Origin of the sequence: Pseudomonas sp. 8209, from assembly GCF_028682105.1 — a bacterium.
Taxonomy (GTDB): domain Bacteria; phylum Pseudomonadota; class Gammaproteobacteria; order Pseudomonadales; family Pseudomonadaceae; genus Aquipseudomonas; species Aquipseudomonas palmensis.
Window position 1 is genome coordinate 154,019 of the sequence record NZ_JANIAH010000005.1, and the last position, 20,060, is coordinate 174,078.

Sequence of the window (20,060 nt, forward strand, 5' to 3'; positions counted from 1 at the left end):
TCGTGGGGGCTCAGTGGGAATGCTCGGCGCTGGCTTTGCCCAGCTCCGACTTGAGGATGAAGCTGCCCTGTGCCGCCACCTGCTGGCCGGCCTGCAGGCCCGCCTTGATCTGCACGAAGCCGTCGGCCACCACACCCGGGGTCACCACCTGGGCGGTGAAGCCCTCTGCACTGCGCACGAACACGGTGGGCTGCTCTTCGAGGGTCTGCAGCGCGGCCTCCGGTACCGCCAGCGCCTCGTCCAGGCGTTCGGTAGGCACCCGCACCGCCACGAACAGGCCGGGGCGCCAGGCGCCGCGAGGGTTGTCCAGGGTGACCCGCACGGTGGCGGTGCGGGTCTGCTCGCCGAGCAGGCTGCCCACATGGCTGACCGTGCCGCTGGCCTGCTCGTCCAGTTCGCTGGCCAGCACCGTCACCGGCATGCCGACGCGCAGCCTGGCCAGGTCACGCGGGGCCACGCCAAAGGTTGCCCATACCCGCGACAGGTCGGACAAGGTGAAGGCCGCACTGCTCTCGCTGACCACTTCGCCCGGCACCAGGTGCTTTTCCACCACCTGCCCGTCAAACGGTGCACGCAGCTCATAGCGGTTGCCGCCGGCCAGCACCACGCTGCCACTCAGCGCGCTGATCTTCTGCCGGGCATTGGTGGCGGCGATCTCGGCTTCCTGCAGGGCCTGGCGCGCCTGCAGGTAGTCCTGTTCGGCAGAGATGCCCTCCTGCCACAGGTCCTTTTCGCGGGCGAAGGTGCCGCGCGCCAGTTCCAGTCGCCGCTGGCTGGCCGCCAGCTCGCTGCGCTGCTCGGAGATCTGCGGGCTGGCGATCACCGCCAGCAGTTGCCCGGCCTTGACCTGCTGGCCGAGCACCACGGCCACCGATTCCACCACCCCGGCCGCACGCGGCACCAGGTGCGCGGTACGGTCCTCGTCGAAGCGGATCTCGCCCGGCAGGCCGAGGCTGCGGCTCAAGGTGCGCGGGGCCACGGTGGCCAGCTCGATACCGGCCACCTGGATCTGCTCGTCGCTCAGGGTCAGGTGGCCCTCCTGCTGTTCTTCGCCGTGGCCTTCCTCGCCATGGGCGTCGTCGCCATGGCCCTTTTCCTCATCGCCATGGCCCGCCTCGGCATGCGCCGCGTGGGAGGCCTGCGGCGCATTCATCTGGTGACCCAGCACAACCCCCAGGCCAACGCCCAGGGTCAGGGTGACGGCCACCAGCGTGATGGTTTTGCTGTTCATGCACATTCCTCGGCAAATCGTCGGGGGTCAGCGGCTGGCGGTGGCCAGGTCGCCGAAAAGTCGTTCCAGGCGGACTCGCGCATCGCTGCCCTGGGCCTGCGCCGCCAGGTATTGGGTGCGCGCCGCCACCAGCGTGCGCTGGGCGTCGAGTACCTCGAGAAAGCTGAACTTGCCGCGCTCGAAACCCCGCGTGGCGGCGTCCACCGCCTGCTGCGCCGCCGGCAGTATCGAGCGGTCGAAGGCCTGTACCTCGCCCGCAGCCACCTGCCACTGCGCCAGCGCCTGCACCACTTCGCTGCGCACCCGCAGTTCGGCGCCGTTGCGCAGGTCGCGGGCCTGATCGGCACGCCGCGCCGCCGCCAGCACATTGCCCTGGTTGCGATCGAACAAGGGCAGCGGTATCGACACCCCGACCACATTGATGCGCTCGCGGTCGGCCTCGCTGTACTGGCTACCCAGGCTGACGGTGAGGTCGGGGATGCGCTGGCTGCGAGCCAGCCCCAGGTCAGCCTCGCGCTGCTCGATCTGCAGGCGGGCCAGGCGCAGCTCGGCCGTGCGCTCGAGGCGGGCAAGCAGCGTGTCGCCCTCGGCTGGGGTCAGGGCGTCGGACGGCATGCCTGCCACCCGCTCGAACCCCGCCTGCGGCGCCCCCGTCACGCTGGCCAGTTGCTGATAGGCCACGGCCACGGCCTGCTGGGCACGGCCTCGTTCCAGGCGCATCTCGGACACCTGCACCTGCGCGCGGGTGGTTTCGATGGGGGAAGCGCTGCCGGCCCGCACCCGCCCCTGCACCACCTGCAGGCCACGCTCAGTCAGGCGCAGCGACTGCTCGGCCAGTTGCAGCCGTTCCTGGGCCTGCACGGCGGCATGAAACGCAGCCAGCACCTCGGCGCGCAAGGCATTGCCCTGGCGTTCCAGTTCCAGCGCCGCCAGGGCCTGCTCGCGCTGAGCCACCTCCACCCGCGCACCGCGCTTTCCGCCCAGTTCCAGGCGCTGGCTGAGGCTGACGGTGGTGGTCTGCGAGCCGCGGCGGGTATCTTCCTGCTCCCAGCTCAACTCCGGGTTGGGCAGCAGGCCGGCCTGGTTGCGTTCGCCCAGGGCGATCTCGGTGCCCCAGCGCGCCGCGGCAAGCTCGGGGTTGTTGTCCTGCGCGGTGCGCAAGGCGGCATCAAGCGTCAGCACGCTCGCCTGCAGCGCTGTCGAAAGCCCCAGCAGCACCCCGGCCAGCGCCGCCAGCCGCGCCACGCGCTGTGGATGAAGCCTGTGCCTGCACGTCATGCGTGAATCCCCCGCGCCCATTTCGAAGCGGGCACTTTAGGGAGCGGGCTTTATCGTCAACATGACCCCAGGATTACAAATCTGTTATCCAGCGCCGCTCAGGACCGGCTTGGCTTACCATGCGCGACACGCCTTGACCCTGAAGTGACTCAAGGGTTGAGAATTGCCGTTTTGCACGCCGCGAGTACCCCATGCGCCTATTGATCATCGAAGACGAAGTCCGTACCGCCGAGTACCTGCAGCAGGGCCTGAGCGAGAACGGCTACATCGTCGACTGCGCCGCCACCGGCATTGACGGCCTGCACCTGGCCCGCCAGCACGCCTACGACCTGGTCATCCTCGACGTCAACCTGCCGCAGCTCGACGGCTGGAGCGTGCTGCAACGCCTGCGGGCGGAGTCCTCGACCCGCATAATGATGCTGACCGCCCACGGCCGGCTCTCGGATCGGGTCAAGGGCCTGGACCTGGGCGCCGACGACTACCTGCTCAAGCCGTTCGAATTTCCCGAACTGCTGGCACGCATTCGCAGCCTGTTGCGGCGCAGCGAGCAGAACCTGGCGCCGGCCACGCTCAGGGTCGCCGACCTTGAGCTGGACCCCAGCCGCCACCGCGCCTACCGGCGCAACCAGCGTATCGACCTGACGGCCAAGGAGTTCGCCCTGCTGCACCTGCTGATGCGCCAGAGCGGCGAGGTGCTGTCGCGCACGCAGATCATCTCGCTGGTGTGGGACATGAACTTCGATTGCGACACCAACGTGGTGGAGGTGTCGATCCGGCGCCTGCGGGCCAAGATCGACGACCCCTTCGAGGACAAGCTGATCCACACCCTGCGCGGCGTGGGCTATGTACTGGAAGCGCGCGAATGAAACCGGCACGACTGTCGTTGCGCCTGGGCCTGAGCGTCAGCCTGATGGGCGCGGCGCTGGTGCTGCTGCTGGCGAGCCTGGCGGTACTGGCGCTGGACCACGAACTGGACAACCGCGCCCGCAAGGTGCTGGCACGCAAGATGGAGCAGATCGAGCACAGCCTGGGGGTGGACCTGAAGGCCAGCGACCTGGGCTCGCGCGCCCACCCCCTGCTCGACCTGGTGATGGGCCACGACGATCTGAGCCTGAACATCATCGCCCAGACCGGACGCCACCCGGCCCTGTTGAGCCTGGGGCCTGCAGTGGAGGCCGAGCCGCTGCGGCGTATCGCGGCCGGGACAGCGCTGGGCTACAGCGAATGGCAGGACAGCGCCGAGGCCCGCCTGATGACCGCCGCGCGCCTGATGACCCTGCGTGACGGCACCCCGGTGCGGGTACTGCTGACGCTGAACCGGGCCGACGACCTCGGCCTGCTGCAAGCCTACCTGCGTTCGACGTTGCTGGCGTTGCCACTGCTGTTGCTGCTGATCGGCATTGCCGCCTGGAAGCTGGTGCAGCGTGGTCTGCTGCCGCTGCGCAGGTTTCGGCGGATTGCCGCCCAGGTGTCGGCGCAGGAGCTGAGCCACCGCCTGCCCGAGGACAAGCTGCCCCAGGAACTGAGTGCCCTGGCGCGCGGCATCAACGTGATGCTCGACCGGCTGGATGGCGGCGTGCAGCGTCTGTCGCAGTTTTCCGATGACCTGGCGCACGAACTGCGCACGCCGATCAGCAACCTGATGGGCAGGGCCCAGGTGACCTTGTCACGGGTGCGCTCGGCGCAGGATTACCGGGTGGCGCTGGAGGACAGCATCGAGGAGCTGACGCGCCTGAACCGGATCATCACCGACATGCTGTTCCTGGCCCAGGTGGACGCGCCGCGTCAGCAACTGGCGTTGAAGCCGGTGGCGCTGGCCGACGAGGCGCAACGGGTGGTGGAGCTGTTCGCGCTGAGCGCCGAATGCAAGGCGATCACCCTGAAGGTCAGCGGCTGGGGCACGGTGCAGGGCGACCGGCTGATGCTGCAGCGGGCGCTGTCGAACCTGTTGAGCAATGCAATTCGCCACAGCCCCGAGGGCCGCCTGGTGGAAATCGGCATCGAGCAGAGCGCACGGGGCGTGCAATGCTGGGTGCGCAACGAGGGGCCGGGGATCGAGGCGGTGCACTGGCCGCACCTGTTCGAGCGGTTCTACCGGGTGGGCTGCGGGCGCTCGCGGGTAGAGGGCGGCACGGGGCTGGGGCTGGCCATCGTGCAGTCGATCATGCAGGTACATGGTGGGCAGGTGGAGGTGACCAGCGCGGCGCAGGGGCCTACGCGCTTCAGTCTGATATTTGGCTAGGCGGCTTCGCCGGCAAGGCCGGCTCCTACAGGAATCGCAGCGCCTGTAGGAGCCGGCCTTGCCGGCGAAGGTCACGACGCATTCAGCGGTTGCTGGCTGCCAGAATCAGCTGTTTCATCTCGCTGACCGCACCCTTGAAGCCCACGAACAACGCATGGGCCACCAGTGCATGGCCGATGTTCAGTTCGTTGATGCCCTTGATCGCCGCCACCGGCTCGACGTTGTGGTAGTGCAGGCCATGCCCGGCATTCACGATCAGCCCCTGGGCCAGGCCGAAGGCCACGCCATCGGCCACGCGCTGGAGCTCTTCGGCCACCTCCGCCGGGGTCTGCGCATCGGCGTAACGCCCGGTGTGCAGTTCGATCGCCGGCGCGCCGACGCGGCGCGAGGCCTCGATCTGGCGCTCGTCGGCATCGATGAACAACGACACCTCCGACCCCAGGCGCGACAGGCGCTCCACCGCCGCCTTGATCCGCGCCTCCTGCCCCGCCACGTCCAGGCCACCTTCGGTGGTCAGTTCCTGGCGTGTCTCGGGCACCAGGCAGATGTGCGCCGGGCGAATGCGCTCGGCAAACTGCATCATCTCTTCGGTGACGCCCATCTCGAAGTTCATGCGCGTCTGCAGCACCTCGCTCAGTACCAGCACGTCACGGTCCTGGATATGCCGGCGGTCTTCGCGCAAGTGCACGGTGATGCCGTCGGCACCCGCCTCTTCGGCGTCCAGCGCGGCCTTGACCGGGTCCGGATATCGCGTGCCACGGGCCTGGCGCAGGGTCGCCACGTGGTCGATGTTCACGCCAAGGAGGATGCGGTTGCTGGTGGTCACGAAGAGACTCTCCTGAAAATTGAGCCTCACAGCATACGTCGTGATCAAGGCTTGCGAAACAGTTCCCGGCTGACCAGCGGACGCCCGCCCAGGTGCACCGCCAGCGCCTGGCGCATCAGGCGCTTGGCCGCGCCCAGCGCGCCCGGCATCGACCACTCGGCCTCGGCCATGGCCAGCAGGTGCGCGCCACTGAACAAGCCTGGCTGCACCAGGTACACCCGCTCCAGGCCCGCGTCCACCTGCAGGCGGTACAGGCCATCGGCCACCAGCGGATCGCCATTGATGTCGTGCTCAAGCGCAAAGCCATACCCCAGCTCGTCCAGCAGGCGCCATTCGAAGGCACGCAGCAACGGCTCCAGCGGGCGCCCCGCGCCCAGTGCCTGCAAGGTGGCAGCGTACTGCTCGAACATCACCGGGTGCGGGTCTTCGGCCTGAAGCAGGCGAATCAGCAGCTCATTGAGGTACAGCCCGCTGAACAGCGCGTCGCCGTTGAGCCAGACCGCCACGCCTGCGCTGTCCATGCGACCGACATTCTTGAGCTCGCCGCGCCCATGGAACTGCACCTCCAGCGGCACGAACGGACGCGCCAGGCTGCCGGCCTTGCCGCGCGCACGACGCAGCACGGCGCGCAGGCGCCCCTGGGGGGTAAGGAAGTCGACCAGCGCACTGGTTTCACGGTACGCCCGGCTGTGCAGCACGAAGGCCGGTTGGCCGTCTGGCATGTCCATGATTCAGCACTTCACGAAGAGGTGGGCCCGACACCGGCCGGTGTCGGGCCAGGGCAATCAGAGGTCGCCGTAGCCCAGCGAACGCAGGGCGCGCTCGTCGTCGGACCAGCCACCCTTGACCTTGACCCACAGGTTCAGCATGACCTTGGCGTCGAACAGCAGCTCCATGTCCTTGCGCGCCTCGGTGCCGATGCGCTTGATGCGCTCGCCCTTGTCGCCAATGATGATCTTCTTCTGGCCGTCACGCTCGACCAGGATCAGTGCATGGATATGCAGCACGTTGCCCTGCTGCTTGAATTCCTCGATTTCGACGGTGATCTGGTACGGCAGCTCGGCGCCGAGCTGGCGCATGATCTTCTCGCGTACCAGTTCGGCAGCCAGGAAGCGGCTGCTGCGGTCGGTGATCTGGTCTTCTGGGAAGAAGTGCTCGTTTTCCGGCAGGTGCTTGGCAATCAGTGCTTCGAGGGCATCGAGGTTGTGCCCGTGCTGCGCCGAGACCGGCACGATCTCGGCGTTGGGCAGTTGCTCCTGCAGCCATTGCAGGTGCGGCATCAGCTCGGCCTTGTCCTCGATGCGGTCGGTCTTGTTGATGGCCAGGATCACCGGGCCCTGCACGTACTGCACGCGCTCGAGCACCAGTTGGTCCTCGTCGGTCCACTTGGTGCGATCGACCACGAAGATCACCACGTCGACGTCTTTCAACGCCGCCGAGGCGGTACGGTTCATGTAGCGGTTGAGCGCCTTCTCGTTGCCCTTGTGCATGCCGGGGGTATCGACGTACACCGCCTGCACATCACCTTCGGTCTTGATACCGAGCATGTTGTGGCGGGTGGTCTGCGGCTTGCGCGAGGTGATCGCGAGCTTCTGCCCGAGGATGTGGTTGAGCAGCGTCGACTTGCCCACGTTGGGGCGGCCGACGATGGCGACGTAGCCGCAACGGGTAGTGTTCTGTTCAGTCATTGCCATTCTCCACGCCCAGGGCGATCAGTGCTGCGGCGGCCGCGACCTGCTCGGCGATACGCCGGCTCACGCCCTGCCCTCGGCTTTTTTCAGTCAACAGGGTCACTTCGCATTCGACGAAAAACGTCCGGCAATGGGGTTCACCCTGGATATCCACCACTTCGTAGCGGGGCAGTTCGCAGGCCCGCGACTGCAGAAACTCCTGCAGGCGGGTTTTCGGGTCCTTGTTGGTGTCGACCAGGGTCAGGCTCTCGAACTCACCGGCCAGCCATGCCAGCACGCGATCGCGAGCGGTGTGCATGTCCGAGTCCAGGTAGATCGCACCGATCAGCGCCTCGAGGGCATCGGCCAGGATCGACTCGCGCCGGAACCCGCCGCTTTTCAGCTCGCCCGAGCCCAGGCGCAGGTACTCGCCCAGATCGAAACCGCGGGCCAGCACGGCCAGGGTTTCACCCTTGACCAGGCGGGCGCGCAGGCGCGACAGCTGGCCTTCGCGTGCCTGGGGGAAGCGCTCGAACAGGGCCTCGCCGGCGACGAAGTTGAGGATCGCATCACCGAGGAACTCCAGCCGTTCGTTGTTGCGGCCGGCAAAGCTGCGATGCGTGAGGGCCAGCAGCATCAGCTCCTGGTTCTTGAAGGTGTAGCCGAGCTGGCGCTCGAGGCGGCTCAAGGAAACGCTCACAGTGTACCCACGCGCTGTTCGTGGTCGATTTTCAGCAGCGGCGCCAGGGCGCCGGGCTCACACAGTTCTGTCCGGCTCGAAGCCGACGGGGTTAACGCGTTGTTCAAATGCAAATCCTGAAAGACGGTTTTGTTCATGCCTGACGTCCGGCTGGGGCGCGTCTTGTGGACGCCCTTGTACAGCCTATGCCAGAAAAGCATTCGGCGCTGTCGAAGGACAGCGCCGTTAGGGTGTTACTTGATCAGGCCAACCCGCGAAAGGCTCGGGAAGTGGCTGAGCTTGGGCTCTGGCCAGCTCATCCAGATGGCGAAGGCCTTGCCGACGATGTTCTTGTCGGGAACCATGCCCAGCAGCTCCTTGGGAATGTTGGGGTCATCCCAGTAGCGACTGTCGTTGGAGTTGTCGCGGTTGTCGCCCATCATGAAGTAGTGCCCGGCAGGCACCACCCACTGCTGGTCCGGCGGCATGCGATAGCGGCTCATCTCCTTGCGGATCAGGTGCTCGGCCTCGCCCAGCTTCTCCTTGTACAGCTCGGCGCTGCCCAGGGTGCCCGGCTCGCTGCCGACCAGTTGTTCGGCAATCGGCTGGCCGTTGACGAACAGACGCTTGTCGCTGGTGTAGCGCACCTGGTCGCCCGGCAGGCCGACCACACGCTTGATGTAGTTGACGTTCGGGTCGCTCGGGTAGCGGAACACCATCACATCGCCGCGCTGCGGGTCACCGACCTCGATGACCTTCTTGTCGATCACCGGCAGGCGGATGCCGTAGGAGAACTTGTTCACCAGGATGAAGTCGCCCACTTCCAGGGTCGGCTTCATCGACCCCGAAGGGATCTGGAACGGCTCGACCAGGAACGAACGCAGCACCAGCACGATGAACAGCACCGGGAAGAACGATTTGCCGTACTCGACCAGCAACGGCTCCTTGTTCAACTGCTCGACCACCGCCATCTCGGGCTGGCTGACGCTGCCCTGATAGGTGTTGATCGCCGTGCGCCGGCGCGGGGCCAGGAACAGCAGATCGATCAGGGCCAGCAGTCCACACACGGCAACGGCGATGACTAGCAACAGCGGGAAATTTAGTGACATAGGACCTAGCTATCCAACCTGAGCACGGCGAGGAAGGCTTCCTGTGGAATTTCCACGTTGCCCACCTGTTTCATGCGTTTCTTACCGGCTTTCTGCTTTTCCAACAGCTTGCGCTTACGGCTAACGTCGCCACCGTAGCATTTGGCCAGTACGTTCTTTCTGAGCGCCTTGACAGTGGTACGCGCCACAATCTGCCCGCCAATGGCGGCCTGGATTGCCACATCGAACATCTGCCGCGGGATCAGTTCCTTCATCTTCTCGGTCAACGCGCGGCCTTTGTAGTGCGCATTGTCACGGTGCACGATCAATGCCAGGGCATCGACCTTGTCGCCGTTGATCAGTACATCGAGCTTGACCAGGTTGGCCGACTGATACCGGTCGAAATGGTAGTCCAGCGAAGCATAGCCGCGGCTGGTGGATTTGAGGCGGTCGAAGAAGTCCAGTACCACTTCGTTCATCGGCAGGTCGTAGCGCACCTGCACCTGGGAACCGAGGAACTGCATGTCGCGCTGTACGCCACGCTTCTCGATGCACAGGGTGATGACGTTGCCCAGGTGCTCCTGCGGCACGAGGATGGTGGCGGCCACGATCGGCTCGCGGAAGTCTTCCACCGACGACACGTCCGGCAGCTTGGACGGGTTGTCGACGTAGATGGTTTCACCGGTCTTGAGCTTGACCTCGAAGATCACGCTCGGCGCAGTGGTGATCAGGTCCAGGTCGTACTCGCGCTCCAGGCGCTCCTGGATGATCTCCATGTGCAGCATGCCGAGGAAGCCGCAACGGAAGCCGAAGCCCAGTGCGTCGGAGCTCTCAGGCAGGTACTGCAGCGACGAGTCGTTCAGGGTCAGCTTCTGCAGCGCGTCACGAAAATCTTCGAAATCTTCGGAACTGACCGGGAACAGGCCGGCATATACCTGGGGCTGGATACGTTTGAAGCCTGGCAGCACTTCCACGTCGGGCGTGGAGCTGAGGGTCAGGGTGTCACCGACCGGTGCACCGTGAATGTCCTTGATGCTGGCGATGATGAAGCCCACTTCGCCGGCCTTGAGGTCGGCGGTGGCGGTGTGCTTGGGGTTGAACACGCCCACGCTGTCGACCAGGTGCACCTTGCCGGTGGACTTGACCAGAATCTTGTCGCCCTTCTTGACCCGGCCATGGCGCACGCGCACCAGGGACACGACGCCCAGGTAGTTGTCGAACCAGGAGTCGATGATCAGCGCCTGCAGCGGTGCATCGATGTCGCCGGTAGGGGCCGGAATGGTCTGCACCAGGCGCTCGAGCACCTCGTCCACGCCCATGCCGCTCTTGGCACTGCAGGCCACGGCGTCGGTGGCGTCGATGCCGATGATCTTCTCGATCTCGTCCTTGACGCGGTCCGGATCGGCCTGGGGCAGGTCCATCTTGTTCAGTACCGGCATGACCTCCAGGCCCTGCTCGATGGCGGTGTAGCAGTTGGCGACCGACTGGGCCTCCACGCCCTGGCCGGCATCGACCACCAGCAGCGCGCCTTCGCAGGCGGCCAGCGAACGGCTGACTTCATAGGTGAAGTCGACGTGGCCGGGGGTGTCGATGAAGTTCAGCTGGTAGGTGATGCCGTCGTTCGCCTTGTAATACAGGGTAACGCTATGGGCTTTGATGGTGATCCCGCGCTCGCGCTCGAGGTCCATGGAGTCAAGTACCTGCGCTTCCATCTCGCGCGCGGTGAGGCCACCGCACATCTGGATGAAACGGTCGGCCAGGGTCGACTTGCCATGGTCAATGTGGGCGATGATGGAGAAATTGCGGATATGACTCAAATCACTCACGGGTCAACACTCAAAAAGGCTGCGGGGCGAACGCCCGCCGAAAAATAGCCGGGAATTGTACCTTATGAAGGGGCCAGCCGCCACGCCCGCCCCTCCAGTTTCATGGTGCCTGATATTTCTGTCAGTAGATGGCCGCTCGCGCAGACCCGAATATAGGGCACCAGACGGAGAAATGGCCATGGCACATATTCAACCAGCAGTCCCCGGAAGCCCCGATACGAGCTTTGGTGACAACGGCGAGCGCTCCCTACCGCAAATTGCGGACACCGATCGTTTCATCACTGATGTGGCAATACACGATGACACAATCACCGTGTGTGGCCTGACCGGGGACCACGAGCAGTCCCGCTACACCTTGCTTCGCTTCGATGAAAAAGGTGACCTGGACCCGACGTTCGGCGACGACGGGATAGTGTTCGGGACATTCGACCCGGTGGCCGAATCGGGCGCGGAAGCCATCGTCGTCGATGCCAACGCGAAGATATGGATGCTGGGATGGGTGAACAGCGCCGGCAAGCCCCACAGACTGGTGGTGGCACGTTTCGACGCGCAGGGCGCGCTGGACACCAGCTATGCCTCCCCCCACGGTTACCTTGCCCTGGATCAGGACAACAGCCTTCATCTGAAGCTGCATTCCACGTCACTCCAGCTGCGGGCCGGACACCTGCTCGCCAGTGCTACGCTGGAGTCGGATTGGCTGGCTACCCATGCTTGCGTCTATCGACTGGATCTTGCCGGCAATGCCGGTTTCCCGAGCGGTCAGTTCATCGAGATCACGCACCCTTCCGGGACGGTGCAGATCGCCAATGTCATTGCGCAGGAAAGTACATTTCTCGCTGCCGGAACCTTGCGCAACGGGCCTGAGACCCGAGGCTTCATCGCACGCTTCAGAAACGACGGCACACCCGACCCGTCCTTTGGCGACCGATACGGTTTCAAGCTGTATGAATCCCCGCTGTCGCGCTGGCTGCGCTGGTTGCCGCGCTGGCTCCGCTGGCTTGCTCCGCGTCGAAACGCCAACATCCGCTTCAACACACTGATTCAACGCCCCGATGGCCACCTGATCGTCGCGGGGAACCTGCCCGGCGAGCGCCCCGAAGACACCAACGCCATGACTTGGCAATTCGATGCCGAAGGTGTGAGGGACGCGACCTATAACCACGGCAACCCGACGGTGCTGACCTTCAACACGCACACCGAAGACGAATGGGAAGCCGCAGCGCTGCACCAGGACGGCAAGCTGGTGGTGTTTGGCCTGGGCGGTCAGCGCATCTACCGTGCCCGCTATACAGTCCATGGCCGACTGGATACTGCCTTTGGCAACCAAGGTATCGCCTTCCAAGACTACCCCAAGGACAGAAAGATGATCGCCGTCGCAATGACGCCCGCCGCCACACTGCTTGGCTTGAACAGCCAGCACGCATGGGGTTTCTCCGGTCTTCTGGCACGCTTTCGCAATTGACTGCGCGCCCATGAAAAAGCCCGACGCATCGGCGTCGGGCTTTTTCTTACCGCGACCTTCTCGGTCAGGCCTTACTCGGCCAGCTTGAAGGTGATGAAACTGGCACGGCCCTGACGCAGCACGCGCATCGACACCGAACGGTTCTTCGGCAGTTCCTTGGCGATTTCGGTGAAGTTCTTCGCCGAAAGGATGGCCTGGTTGTTCAGGTGGCTGATGACGTCACCGGGACGCAGGCCGATCATCGCGGCCGGACCATCCTGCACTTCCTTGATGACCACGCCGCCCTTGAGCTCCAGAGTCTTTTTCTGCTCTGCGGTCAGGTCGGCTACCGATACGCCCAGGCGGTTGCTGCTGCGCTCGACGCCGCCATTGGCACCGGTGGTCACGTCCTGATCTTCATCGGGCAGTGCACCGATGGTCACGTCCAGGTTCTGGCGCTTGCCGTTGCGGATGATCTCCAGCTTGGCCTTGGCGCCATCTTTCAGGCCACCGACCAGGTGCGGCAGGTCAGCCGACATGACGATCGGCTGACCGTTCATGCTCAGGATCACGTCGCCCACCTGCAGGCCGCCCTTGGCTGCCGGACCATCTTCCAGCACCTGGGCCACCAGCGCGCCGGCCGGTTTGTCCAGGCCGAAGGATTCGGCCAGGTCCTTGTTGACCTCCTGGATCACCACGCCCAGCCAGCCACGGCTGACCTTGCCGTCCTTTTTCAGCTGGTTGGAAACATCCAGTGCAACATCGATCGGGATAGCGAACGACAGGCCCATGAAGCCACCCGAGCGGGTGAAGATCTGCGAGTTGATGCCGACCACTTCGCCATTCATGTTGAACAGCGGGCCACCGGAGTTACCCGGGTTGATCGCAACGTCGGTCTGGATGAACGGCACGTAGGTGTCGTTGGGCAGGGTGCGGCCCTTGGCGCTGACGATCCCCTTGGTCACCGAGTGATCGAAGCCGAACGGCGAACCGATGGCCAGTACCCACTCGCCCACCTTGAGTTTCTCGGAGTCGCCCAGCTTGACCGTGGGCAGGTTCTTGCCATCGACCTTCAGCAATGCCACGTCGGTACGCGGGTCGGTGCCGACCAGCTTGGCCTGCAGTTCGCTGCGGTCGGACAGGCGCACGATGATTTCATCGGCATCGGCCACCACGTGGTTGTTGGTGAGGATGTAGCCGTCGGCCGAAATGATGAAGCCCGAACCCAGCGACTGGGCCTCGCGCTGACGATCGCCACGGGGTGAGCGCGGGGCTTGCGGCATGTTGCGCTCGAAGAACTCGCGGAACATCGGCGGCAGGCCTTCTAGGTCTGGCATCTGACCCGCGGCATACTTGCGATCAGGCAGCTTCTGCTTGGTACTGATGTTGACCACCGCCGGCGAGGCCTGCTCGACCAGGGTGGTGAAATCAGGCAGGGCTTCGGCCTGGGCGTTGAGCACCTGCCCGAGCATGAGCACGGCGGCGAACAGCGACAGATAGGATTTCAAGCGAGGTATTGACATACGGCTCCCGTCACAACGAGCGTGGTTAAGCAGTAGGGACCAGCCAACGCACAAAGCCCGGCAACATCCTCGAAAGGCTGCGACCAGGCTCGGTGGATCGGCATTGTTGATGCTGCAACAGCAGTAAAGGCCAGCCCCCGAAAGAACTGACCTATAGATAAATCTGGAGAATTTTGCAAATTCGAAGGCTTACGAATCATGTCAACGCCTTGGCGGCCCATCGATCATCAACGCATTACCTGTGGCTCGTCATTGGCTGGCGTGGGCGTCTTGGGCACGCATCGACAAGGCGACCCGCTCGGCGGTACCGATGGGGATCTCCCCTACCACGGTGACCACCACATCCCCCTTGGGCGTGGTCAGCCGGCGCGAAACCGCGACCGTCGGGCCAAGCTGGGTACGGGCGTCGATGCCCGAATTGCCTGCAACCGGCTCCAGAAACACCGAGAAGCGTGCCAGGCCATCATCGTACATCAGGCTGCTGACGATGCTCTTGTGCTCCGGATCCTTGCGTACCGCGCTGTTGACCAACTCGAAGCCCGGTGGCAACCAGTCGGAACGCCATCCCGATGCGGCCTCGGCAACCTGCTGAGTGGCCTGGGCCACCGGCTTGCAGTTGCTGCTGGGCTGCAGTTGGGCATCGTCCGGCGCCTTGTCGGTCTCCAACCGGGTGAACTGGAAGCGCTCCAGCAGTTGCTCCTTGTCGTTGAGCAGCAACGACTTGAGGGGCAAACCCGACTGTCGATCCAGGTGCAGCTCGAAGGCATAACGATGCTGATCGCGCGGCCTGAGGGTGATGATCTCGACCTCGCGACCGGCCACCCGGGAGCGCCCTGCCACACTCAGGTCGTACCAGTTCATCAGCTTCAAGGGGTCCAGTACACGGGGCGAAGACTGCGCCGCATTGCCCACTCCGCGGGCCAGGGCGCCGCTCACGCACTGGGTACGTCCATCTACCCGCACAACCTCAAGGGCTGGGCCATCGAGTTGCAACAAGCGTTCACGAACCTTGCCCTCCTGCACCCGATGCCAGATGTCATGGGTGGAAAAGCTGCCGTTACGCTCGTAGACGAAAGTACCCTGATAACTCTGCTGCTGCTCGGCCTTGGCCAGACGGTTGAGCCAGTCTGCGGCATCAGTGGAGGAGTTGGCGGCCAGGGCCGGCACCGACAGACATCCTCCGAGCAAGAGCGGTAGTAGAGTTGGCGCGCGCATGATCCTCCTTACTCAGCGATTTTCCAGGCTGGCCGCACGGGCATAAGGCAGAGCACTTTCAGTCCCTTCCACGGCGGCTTCCTGAGCATGCTGGCGCAGGTAGCCCGGCAGACGTTCGTCCTGCCAGCCGCTTTGACCTTGCAGCACGCCATTTGCCATTGGGCCGGTCGGCTGTTCGGCACTCTCGGTGTAGCCTGCCAGTACTGCCGGGCCTTGCACCTGAGGTACGGTCACGCCTTGCTGCACAGGCTGCTGGGCAGCCAGCTGGGCACCGCTGATGTCGTCCTGGTTGTACAGGCGCACACCTGCCAGTACTGCAACGGTCACCGAAGCTGCAACAGCCAGACGACCCAGGCTGCGCCATGGACCACGGGCAACCTTGACCGGCGTGGCTTCGTCAGCCAGTGCGGCACTGACCGCGGCGGCGATATCCAGTTTTGGCAGCAGCAGTTCCTTGTGCATCGCTGCTCGGGCAACCTGGTAACGCGACCAGGTGGCACGGGTTTCATTGTCGTCGACGGCATTCAATACCCGACGCAACTCCAGTTCGTCCGCTTCGTTATCCATCACCGCGGACAGCGATTCCTGCAAAGCTTCACGACTCATGGCGGTTCCTCTCTTGGCTGTCGCCGCTGTCTCAGGTTTCCTGCAACAACGGCTGCAGGGCTTTATCTATGGCCTCCCGAGCGCGGAAAATTCGAGAGCGCACGGTACCCACCGGACACTGCATGACGCTCGCAATGTCCTCGTAACTCAGACCATCGAATTCACGTAAAGTTAACGCCGTACGCAAATCTTCTGGCAGCTGCTGGATGGTTCGGTGGACGGTGCCCTCGATTTCATCTCGTAACAGCGCGCGCTCTGGTGACTCGAGATCCTTGAGACCATGATCGCCATCGTAAAATTCCGCATCCTCGGAACTGACATCACTGTCTGGCGGCCGTCGACCGCGGGATACCAGATAGTTTTTTGCCGTGTTGATCGCAATGCGGTACAGCCAGGTATAAAACGCACTGTCGCCACGGAAATTGCCAAGCGCACGGTAAGCCTTGATGAACGCTTCCTGTGCCACATCCTGGGCTTCATGGGTGTCGTGCACAAAACGCACGATCAACCCGAGAATCTTGTGCTGATACTTCAGCACCAACAGATCAAACGCTCGCCTGTCGCCACGCTGCACGCGCTCGACAAGCTGCTGATCCTCTTCCTGGGTTAGCATGAACACTCCTCGGTGGACCTGGAGGAGTGCTGCAGCGGCCATCGTTCAGGCTTGCAACCATAGACTCGGGCTTTTCGCAAAAGTTCTCCCCTCCAAGCAAGTTTCCTGCGGCCCTTGAACGGCTCGCACGAAAAACGCAGCACGGTCACGGCCGGCTGCGTCAATATTCTGGTCTCGTGTACGCAGGCAGAGCCGATATCAGCCCCAGGCCTCCCGTCGCCGCCGCGTCCTGGCATGCAGGCAACCTTCTATGGATAGGCAGGGTTCCAGGAAAGTTCCCACATGCAAGCATCAGGTCGCACCGCACGTCATGGAAATCAGGCCCTCGAGGCTGTTATAAAGGCAACCCAGCCCGTTTCACGATAGTTTCACAATGCCATAAACACCTGACTATTGTGCCGATACCCCCGTCCTTATACTAGTGGTCGCCTCGCTCGGATATCCCTGACATGAGCCAACAATTCCAACATGACGTTCTGGTGATCGGCAGCGGTGCCGCCGGCCTGAGCCTGGCCCTGAACCTGCCGGCGCACCTGCGCATCGCCGTACTGAGCAAAGGCGAGCTGGCCAACGGCTCGACCTTCTGGGCACAGGGCGGTGTTGCCGCCGTGCTCGACGACACCGACACGGTACAGTCCCACGTGGAGGATACGCTCAATGCCGGCGGCGGGCTGTGTCATGAAGACGCGGTGCGCTATACGGTCGAGCACAGCCGCGAGGCGATCCAGTGGCTGATCGACCAGGGCGTGCCGTTTACCCGTGACGAACAGGCCGGCGTCGATGAACGCGGCTTCGAGTTCCACCTGACCCGCGAGGGCGGCCACAGCCACCGGCGCATCATCCACGCGGCCGACGCCACTGGCGCGGCGATTTTCACCACGTTGCTGGAGCAGGCCCGCCAGCGCCCGAACATCGAGCTTCTGGAACAGCGCGTGGCGGTCGACCTGATCACCGAGCGGCGCCTGGGCCAGGCCGGCGAGCGCTGCCTGGGGGCCTATGTGCTCAACCGTGCCAGCGGCGAGGTCGACACCTTTGGCGCCCGCTTCACCGCGCTGGCCACCGGCGGGGCGGCCAAGGTCTACCTCTATACCAGCAACCCGGACGGCGCCTGCGGCGACGGGATCGCCATGGCCTGGCGCGCCGGCTGCCGGGTGGCGAACCTGGAGTTCAACCAGTTCCACCCCACCTGCCTTTACCACCCGCAGGCCAAGAGCTTCCTGATCACAGAAGCACTGCGCGGCGAAGGCGCCCTGCTCAAGCTGCCCAACGGCGAGCGCTTCATGCCGCGCTTCGACCCGCGCGCCGAACTCGCCCCGCGCGACATCGTGGCCCGCGCCATCGACCATGAGATGAAGCGCCTGGGCGTCGACTGCGTGTACCTGGACATCAGCCACAAGCCTGCGGAGTTCGTCAAAAGCCACTTCCCGACCGTGTACGAACGCTGCCTCACCTTCGGTATCGACATCACCACCCAGCCGATCCCGGTGGTACCGGCGGCGCACTACACCTGTGGCGGCGTGATGGTCGACGACCACGGCCAGACCGACGTACCGGGGCTCTATGCCATTGGCGAAACCAGCTTCACCGGCCTGCACGGTGCCAACCGCATGGCCAGCAACTCGCTGCTCGAATGTTTCGTCTACGGCCGCTCGGCGGCAGCCGACATCCTCGCCAGGCTCGACAGCGTGGCCATGCCCCAGGCCCTGCCCTGCTGGGATGCCAGCCAGGTCACCGATTCGGACGAAGATGTGATCATTGCGCACAACTGGGACGAGCTGCGCCGGTTCATGTGGGACTACGTCGGCATCGTGCGCACCAGCAAGCGCCTGCAGCGCGCCCAGCACCGGGTACGTCTGCTGCTGGACGAAATCGACGAGTTCTACAGCAACTACAAGGTCAGCCGCGACCTGATCGAGCTGAGGAACCTTGCCCAGGTAGCGGAGCTGATGATCCGCTCGGCCATGCAGCGCAAGGAAAGCCGGGGCCTGCACTACACCCTGGACTACCCGGACATGCTGCCCGAAGCGCTGGACACTATTCTACGGCCGCCCACCTACGCCGACTGAACTTCAACCGCAAGCGCAGGCGCCGGTGCAGCACCGGTTCCAGCGCATCGGGGGCGATGCACTGGCTCTGGCTGAACAGCCGCCCCGGCCGGCGATAACGCAGCACTACCAGGGCGGGCAAGGCGAGGCTGTCGCGGCGCAGTTGCACCTGCTGCCAGCCCGTGGCCGCGCTGAACAGGTGCCAGCCAGAAGGATCACGGCGCAGGCCGGTGACGGCACGCGGGTGGGTGAGCAGGATATGCCGGGGCACGACCCAGGCTGCGTGTGCCAGGCAAAGCCCCAGGCCAAGCAGGGTCATGTATAGCGAAATGGCCAGCAGGCACAGCGCGACCAGCGCCAGCAACTGGCATGCGAGGTAGGCCGCCAGCAGGGCCCGCGAGCCCTGCCAGCGACACTCGAAGCGGTCACTTGGGCTGGACACGGTCCAGGATCATGCGCACCATGCGCTGCAGCTCAGGGTCGTCGGACTCGCTGCGTTCCATGAACCAGCCGAACATGTCCTGGTCTTCACAGGTCAGCAGCCGGACATAGAGCGCGCGGTCGACGTCGTTCAAGGTGCTGTAGACCTCCTGGGTAAACGGCACCAGCAGCACGTCCAGCTCCAGCATGCCGCGGCGGCTATGCCAGAAGAGCCGGTTGAGTTCAGATTGTTCGACGACCATGGAGCCCTCCTCAAATTGGCCGCCAGTATACAGGCCGAGCCTGTGAACGGCACAAGGCGTTGGTCTAGGTCGGCTACCTATTTTGCCGACAGCACTCTATGATGACCCCCAGTCCTGATTACCTGCGAAGACCCATGGCCGACTCCGCTTTTTTCTGCCCCCTGTCCCACGAGGGCGTCCTCGCCGTCCGCGGCTCTGACGCCGGCAAGTTTCTGCAAGGTCAACTGACCTGCAACATCAATTACCTCGACGAGCACACCTCCAGCCTCGGCGCGCGCTGCATGGTCAAAGGGCGCATGCAGTCGAGCTTTCGCATCGTGCCCCACGCCGACGGCTTCGTGCTGGCAATGACCCACGAACTGCTCGAGCCGCAACTGGCCGACCTGAAGAAGTACGCCGTGTTCTCCAAGGCCAAGCTCACCGACGAGAGCAGTGCCTGGGCGCGCTTCGGCCTGCAGCATGGCGACAAGGCGTTGCAGGCGCTGGGCATCGAGCCGCCGACGCAAGATGGCGCCATCAGCCGGCACGCCCCCCTGTTCGCGATTGCCGTATCGCCGGGCCGCACCGAACTGTGGGTACCGGCCGAACAGGCCGCAGCCGTACGCGAGCAACTGGCCCAGCACCTCGACGAAGGCCCGTTGGACGACTGGCTGCTGGGGCAGATCCGCGCCGGTATCGGCCAGGTGATGGCCCAGACCCGCGAGCTGTTCATCCCGCAGATGATCAACCTGCAGGCCGTGGGGGGCGTCAGCTTCAAGAAAGGTTGCTATACCGGGCAGGAAATCGTCGCGCGCATGCAGTACCTGGGCAAGCTCAAGCGTCGCCTGTATCGCCTGGCCCTGGCCGAGGGTACTGCTCCGGCCCCTGGCACCGAGGTGTTCTCCCCTACCCATGCCTCCTCGGTGGGTGAGGTGGTGCTGGCCGCCACGAGCGCGCAGGGCAGCGAGCTGCTGGCGGTGCTGACTGCCGATGCGGTAGCAGACGACAACCTGCACCTGGGCAGCCCCGAGGGCCCGCGCCTGGAACTGCTGAGCCTGCCTTACGAACTGGACCGCGATCGCGAAATCCAGCGCTGAGCCCACCTGCCCCGCCGC

At 64.4% G+C, this 20,060-nt stretch carries 20 protein-coding genes; 5 read left to right on the forward strand and 15 right to left on the reverse strand.

From position 1 onward, the window contains the following. Positions 1 to 10: 10 nt before the first annotated feature. Complete coding sequence (locus NP552_RS12315; protein ID WP_100633587.1) at positions 11 to 1,231, reverse strand: efflux RND transporter periplasmic adaptor subunit; 1,221 nt, start codon at positions 1,229 to 1,231, stop codon at positions 11 to 13. A gap of 27 nt (positions 1,232 to 1,258) precedes the next feature. Then, a complete protein-coding gene (locus tag NP552_RS12320) occupies positions 1,259 to 2,509 on the reverse strand; it encodes a TolC family protein (RefSeq protein WP_054914770.1) in 1,251 nt (416 codons plus the stop codon). 191 nt (positions 2,510 to 2,700) lie between these two features. Between NP552_RS12320 and NP552_RS12325 the strand changes: the two genes are divergently transcribed. Both NP552_RS12325 and NP552_RS12330 read left to right on the forward strand, forming a co-directional pair. Next, positions 2,701 to 3,375: a heavy metal response regulator transcription factor gene (locus tag NP552_RS12325; RefSeq protein ID WP_043862020.1), complete on the forward strand. Its 675-nt coding sequence runs from the start codon at positions 2,701 to 2,703 to the stop codon at positions 3,373 to 3,375. Continuing rightward, positions 3,372 to 4,751, forward strand: coding sequence for a heavy metal sensor histidine kinase (locus tag NP552_RS12330; protein WP_043862021.1), 1,380 nt, complete (start codon positions 3,372 to 3,374; stop codon positions 4,749 to 4,751). Before NP552_RS12325 ends, NP552_RS12330 begins: the two co-directional genes overlap by 4 nt. Before the next feature lie 82 nt (positions 4,752 to 4,833). Here the strand turns inward: NP552_RS12330 and pdxJ are convergent, their stop codons facing one another. The 7 genes from pdxJ to lepA all read right to left on the reverse strand — a co-directional run bounded on the left by pdxJ (position 4,834) and on the right by lepA (position 10,840). Continuing rightward, a complete protein-coding gene (pdxJ, locus tag NP552_RS12335) occupies positions 4,834 to 5,577 on the reverse strand; it encodes a pyridoxine 5'-phosphate synthase (protein WP_054914771.1) in 744 nt (247 codons plus the stop codon). A gap of 44 nt (positions 5,578 to 5,621) precedes the next feature. Then, positions 5,622 to 6,305 (reverse strand): DNA repair protein RecO, encoded by a 684-nt coding sequence (recO, locus tag NP552_RS12340; protein ID WP_043862023.1) that lies wholly within the window; start codon positions 6,303 to 6,305, stop codon positions 5,622 to 5,624. A 57-nt stretch (positions 6,306 to 6,362) separates the two neighbouring features. After that, positions 6,363 to 7,265: a GTPase Era gene (gene era, locus NP552_RS12345; RefSeq protein WP_043862024.1), complete on the reverse strand. Its 903-nt coding sequence runs from the start codon at positions 7,263 to 7,265 to the stop codon at positions 6,363 to 6,365. Continuing rightward, on the reverse strand, positions 7,258 to 7,947 hold the full coding sequence (gene rnc, locus NP552_RS12350; RefSeq protein ID WP_043862025.1) for a ribonuclease III: 690 nt from the start codon (positions 7,945 to 7,947) through the stop codon (positions 7,258 to 7,260). The genes era and rnc overlap by 8 nt, the downstream gene beginning before the upstream one ends. Next, positions 7,944 to 8,084: a hypothetical protein gene (locus NP552_RS12355; RefSeq protein WP_156326207.1), complete on the reverse strand. Its 141-nt coding sequence runs from the start codon at positions 8,082 to 8,084 to the stop codon at positions 7,944 to 7,946. The genes rnc and NP552_RS12355 overlap by 4 nt, the downstream gene beginning before the upstream one ends. 96 nt (positions 8,085 to 8,180) lie before the next feature. Continuing rightward, positions 8,181 to 9,035, reverse strand: a complete 855-nt coding sequence (gene lepB, locus NP552_RS12360) for a signal peptidase I (protein WP_043862027.1) — start codon at positions 9,033 to 9,035, stop codon at positions 8,181 to 8,183. Positions 9,036 to 9,040: 5 nt separating this feature from the next. Further along, positions 9,041 to 10,840 carry a translation elongation factor 4 gene (gene lepA / locus NP552_RS12365; RefSeq protein WP_043862028.1) on the reverse strand — a complete coding sequence of 600 codons (1,800 nt, stop codon included), beginning with the start codon at positions 10,838 to 10,840 and terminating at the stop codon, positions 9,041 to 9,043. 178 nt (positions 10,841 to 11,018) lie between these two features. Between lepA and NP552_RS12370 the strand changes: the two genes are divergently transcribed. Further along, positions 11,019 to 12,302 (forward strand): hypothetical protein, encoded by a 1,284-nt coding sequence (locus NP552_RS12370; protein WP_274096773.1) that lies wholly within the window; start codon positions 11,019 to 11,021, stop codon positions 12,300 to 12,302. A gap of 71 nt (positions 12,303 to 12,373) precedes the next feature. Here NP552_RS12370 and NP552_RS12375 read toward each other — a convergent pair whose 3' ends face one another. The 4 genes from NP552_RS12375 to rpoE all read right to left on the reverse strand — a co-directional run bounded on the left by NP552_RS12375 (position 12,374) and on the right by rpoE (position 16,238). Beyond that, the gene (locus NP552_RS12375; RefSeq protein WP_370409179.1) at positions 12,374 to 13,753 is read right to left on the reverse strand and encodes a DegQ family serine endoprotease; all 1,380 of its coding nucleotides are present in this window, start codon (positions 13,751 to 13,753) and stop codon (positions 12,374 to 12,376) included. A 300-nt stretch (positions 13,754 to 14,053) separates the two neighbouring features. Next, positions 14,054 to 15,019, reverse strand: coding sequence for a MucB/RseB C-terminal domain-containing protein (locus NP552_RS12380; RefSeq protein ID WP_043862031.1), 966 nt, complete (start codon positions 15,017 to 15,019; stop codon positions 14,054 to 14,056). 12 nt (positions 15,020 to 15,031) lie between these two features. Then, a complete protein-coding gene (locus tag NP552_RS12385; RefSeq protein ID WP_043862032.1) occupies positions 15,032 to 15,625 on the reverse strand; it encodes a sigma-E factor negative regulatory protein in 594 nt (197 codons plus the stop codon). A 31-nt stretch (positions 15,626 to 15,656) separates the two neighbouring features. Further along, positions 15,657 to 16,238 carry an RNA polymerase sigma factor RpoE gene (rpoE, locus tag NP552_RS12390; RefSeq protein WP_010220971.1) on the reverse strand — a complete coding sequence of 194 codons (582 nt, stop codon included), beginning with the start codon at positions 16,236 to 16,238 and terminating at the stop codon, positions 15,657 to 15,659. 449 nt (positions 16,239 to 16,687) lie between these two features. Between rpoE and nadB the strand changes: the two genes are divergently transcribed. Beyond that, complete coding sequence (gene nadB, locus NP552_RS12395) at positions 16,688 to 18,304, forward strand: L-aspartate oxidase (protein ID WP_054914774.1); 1,617 nt, start codon at positions 16,688 to 16,690, stop codon at positions 18,302 to 18,304. On the opposite strand, the gene NP552_RS12400 is transcribed toward nadB, so the two are convergent. Both NP552_RS12400 and NP552_RS12405 read right to left on the reverse strand, forming a co-directional pair. Then, positions 18,273 to 18,725: a protein YgfX gene (locus NP552_RS12400; RefSeq protein WP_078480606.1), complete on the reverse strand. Its 453-nt coding sequence runs from the start codon at positions 18,723 to 18,725 to the stop codon at positions 18,273 to 18,275. The two genes, nadB and NP552_RS12400, sit on opposite strands and share 32 nt — an antisense overlap. Further along, positions 18,709 to 18,966 (reverse strand): FAD assembly factor SdhE, encoded by a 258-nt coding sequence (locus tag NP552_RS12405; RefSeq protein ID WP_043862035.1) that lies wholly within the window; start codon positions 18,964 to 18,966, stop codon positions 18,709 to 18,711. Before NP552_RS12405 ends, NP552_RS12400 begins: the two co-directional genes overlap by 17 nt. 134 nt (positions 18,967 to 19,100) lie before the next feature. On the opposite strand from NP552_RS12405, the gene ygfZ reads away from it, so the two are divergent. Then, the gene (gene ygfZ / locus NP552_RS12410) at positions 19,101 to 20,042 is read left to right on the forward strand and encodes a CAF17-like 4Fe-4S cluster assembly/insertion protein YgfZ (RefSeq protein ID WP_078480608.1); all 942 of its coding nucleotides are present in this window, start codon (positions 19,101 to 19,103) and stop codon (positions 20,040 to 20,042) included. Positions 20,043 to 20,060 lie beyond the last annotated feature (18 nt).